General features: G+C 38.7%; 2 protein-coding genes and 1 pseudogene. All 3 read right to left on the bottom strand.

Going from position 1 to position 2,714, the window contains the following annotated elements; all coding sequences use genetic code 11:
- Window positions 1-459 (bottom strand): hypothetical protein (locus G3O08_RS20515; RefSeq protein ID WP_163287320.1); only part of this gene is annotated, 459 nt, incomplete at its 3' end.
- A gap of 124 nt (window positions 460-583) precedes the next feature.
- Window positions 584-1,651, bottom strand: a complete 1,068-nt coding sequence (locus tag G3O08_RS20510) for a TolB-like translocation protein (protein ID WP_163287319.1) — start codon at window positions 1,649-1,651, stop codon at window positions 584-586.
- A gap of 2 nt (window positions 1,652-1,653) precedes the next feature.
- A pseudogene (locus G3O08_RS20505) lies at window positions 1,654-2,714 on the bottom strand (hypothetical protein); the annotation flags it as partial.

The following is a 2,714-nucleotide window of genomic DNA, read 5'->3' as shown; positions in this document are numbered from 1 at the left end:
AACAATTGATTGTGTTGCAATATTGTTTTGAATATTAATCTCGTAAGCTGCAATTAGAGTATCTTGTAAATTAGTTGCTATTTCTTTTTCAAAAGTGCCAAAATCAAATACTTTAGCACGATAGTCTTCAAAATCAATCAAATCAACTTTTCTATTCTTTTTTTCATATAATACTTCGCCATTTTTATTAGTAATAGTCACATTCATAGAAATTGACTGTAATTCTTTTTGTGAAGTTCTGAATGATGCACTTACTAACCAACTATTTCGCTTTCCTGACTTTTCAATGAATACAAATGGGAAAGTGCGATGCTTATAATCCTTTACAATTTTAAATTCAATCTGATAATCGGCTTTATTCAATTGTCCTTTATTGACAGATTGATAAATCATCAAATCTCTTTTCACCCAACAACCTGTAAGTAAAAATATAATCAAAAGTGGTACAATCCTTTTCATCTTCTGGGTGTCAAAGGGGCAAACAAATAGTAATTCGTAAGAGTATATTTCTATCCAACAATGGTACAAAAGCTGCTCTCACTTCTCTTGCCCATTTCTACGGCTGTCGGGAAATTTTGGCGTTCTACTTAGTAAACGAAGTCATAAAATTACTCATATTAGGCACTATCTTTTTCACCACCTCCCCATTTTGGTTCACAACAAAAAAAGCGTTTTCATTTTTTCCGGTTTGTTTAAGCATCAGGTATTCCGCTGAATTTCTGATGGGTGACCAGTACATCACCCGATACTTGTTTTTCACTTCTTCCGATTTTTGCTGATAAAACAATCTCGCCTCCATTGTGCTCATATCCATCTTATAAACCGCGGTTGCAGAAATCAGAAAAATGGACTCATCGCTGTAATCAGGAACGGGTTGAACAAAATCTGCAAAAAAGAAATTTTGATCAATTAGGTAAAGCTCTTGATAATTAATAGGTACCAAAGATTTAAGTTCTTGTTTTTCTATATTCCACCTAAAAGGGCCGCAATTATCATGATGAACCCTTGAGTCAGGGATTTCTTGTGCACTTAAAAGTTCACGATTTAGCTCGATCTTTTGAAAATAGATAAACTTTCCTGACTTATCGAAAGCCAAATCGCTGCCAATCACGTAAGCATCAAAATCAGTTTCCGCTTTTATGTCACCTCCATCAAGGTTGATTGAAAATATATCCATGTTCCCCCTTGGATAGGGTTTTACTAAAGGGCTTGAATTTCCGACATTGGAAGCCGTTGTAAAATATATACGCCGTTCATTTATTCCAAAAGTGACTCGAATAATATTTGCTTGACACTCAAATATTTTTTTTTTATGATGTCCTTTTACATCAGTAGTGTAAATTGCATTCTTCCATGTTTTTTTTACCTCCTCAGTTGTTAAGTACAGGATACTTTCCATGTCGGTTGAATATATGGGCGAGCGCAAGTATCCCGGAACCGGTTGAACTAACATGCTGACGTCACCCGTTTTCAAATCCAACTTAAACAGCCCTGTTCGTTTTTTCAACGAGTAGGTAAATAAGACATAATTACCATCAAGGGACATGGCCGCATCGTTTGTCATAAACGGCTTATTCGACTTGCCTTCGAAGGCAACCATTATCGTCAACGCCATGCAACATAGTAGAATATAGTAAATCTGTTTCATCATCACTACTGATTTAACCATGAATAAGGATAAAGATAGGAATAGCTTATGGCGGTTTTTAAGCCGTAGATGCCATAAAAAGCTCCGCCTACCAGCATGCCACCTATCGGTGAGCCATTGCGTATAGTGCTTATTGCGGTTGATGCCAATTTTAAATCTGCTTGCATAACAGTTTTGTTTAACAATGCTCCTGAAAATCCATTTGCACCATTGTCGTAATAAATGCCATCATGATAAAATGCCCCCCAATCCAAATTATCTGTAGGCGTTACGCCAGCCTTAAAACGTTCGTAGGGGCTTCCTTTAGTTGGCCCTAAATAGTTTCTTTTTTTTCCTAATTTAGTATTCACTATTTCATCGTTGGGGTTTCGGTGCTTGACATTCCAAGCAGATTTCCAGTCTACATAGTCGCTGGCAATGGTCAATGCTCCCAGTCCATATCCTATATTTTCCATGGTGGAATTTCCTTTTTTACCCAGATATCCCCATTCATTTTGAGTAAAGTTGTATGATGCTGCACCAAAACTAATACTAACATCCGTTTGTCCACCGGTATATAAAGCCGTACCAAAACTATTGATGAAAGAACCTGTCGCAATAGCCGCGGTATTGGCAAATGCCATTCCTGAATTTGCAACAGCATTTGCAGCTCCGCCGCTTGCCGCACCTACCACAGCACCACCAGCCATGTAGCCCCATGTTTTGCCTGAACTGTAATCCCATTGAAAAGGGTTTGCAGTACCATTTGCAATGGATCCCCCTTGCCACACACCTATGTCCGCACCAATCGTATAAGGCAAAAGTGCTAATGAAGCACCTGCTGTAAAAGGGGCCGCTATTAATGCAGCAATCGTAAAAATAAACTCCCCATCCGGATCCACATACATCACCGGATTATTCCCCATGGCCAAATACGGATTCGAGAACTGCTCGGCAGGGTCTGGCGTAAACCACCCCTGTACGACTTTTCCGTTTTTAAGCTCGATCCGGTACACGACAATGACCCTTACTTCGTCATTTTCCGGTAGTACCCTTAACGGTAAAGCGGGTTTTTCATAATATGCGA

It is taken from the genome of Cryomorpha ignava (genome assembly GCF_010686655.1).
In the GTDB taxonomy this organism is placed as follows: Bacteria; Bacteroidota; Bacteroidia; order Flavobacteriales_D; family Cryomorphaceae; genus Cryomorpha; species Cryomorpha ignava.
The sequence above is the reverse complement of the archived record's forward strand: the minus strand, read 5'-3'. Positions and strand labels throughout refer to the sequence as shown.

Excerpts from the sequence above, each read along its gene's own strand:
- G3O08_RS20510 (WP_163287319.1), bottom strand. The coding sequence starts at position 1,651 with ATGATGAAACAGATTTACTATATTCTACTATGTTGCATGGCGTTGACG.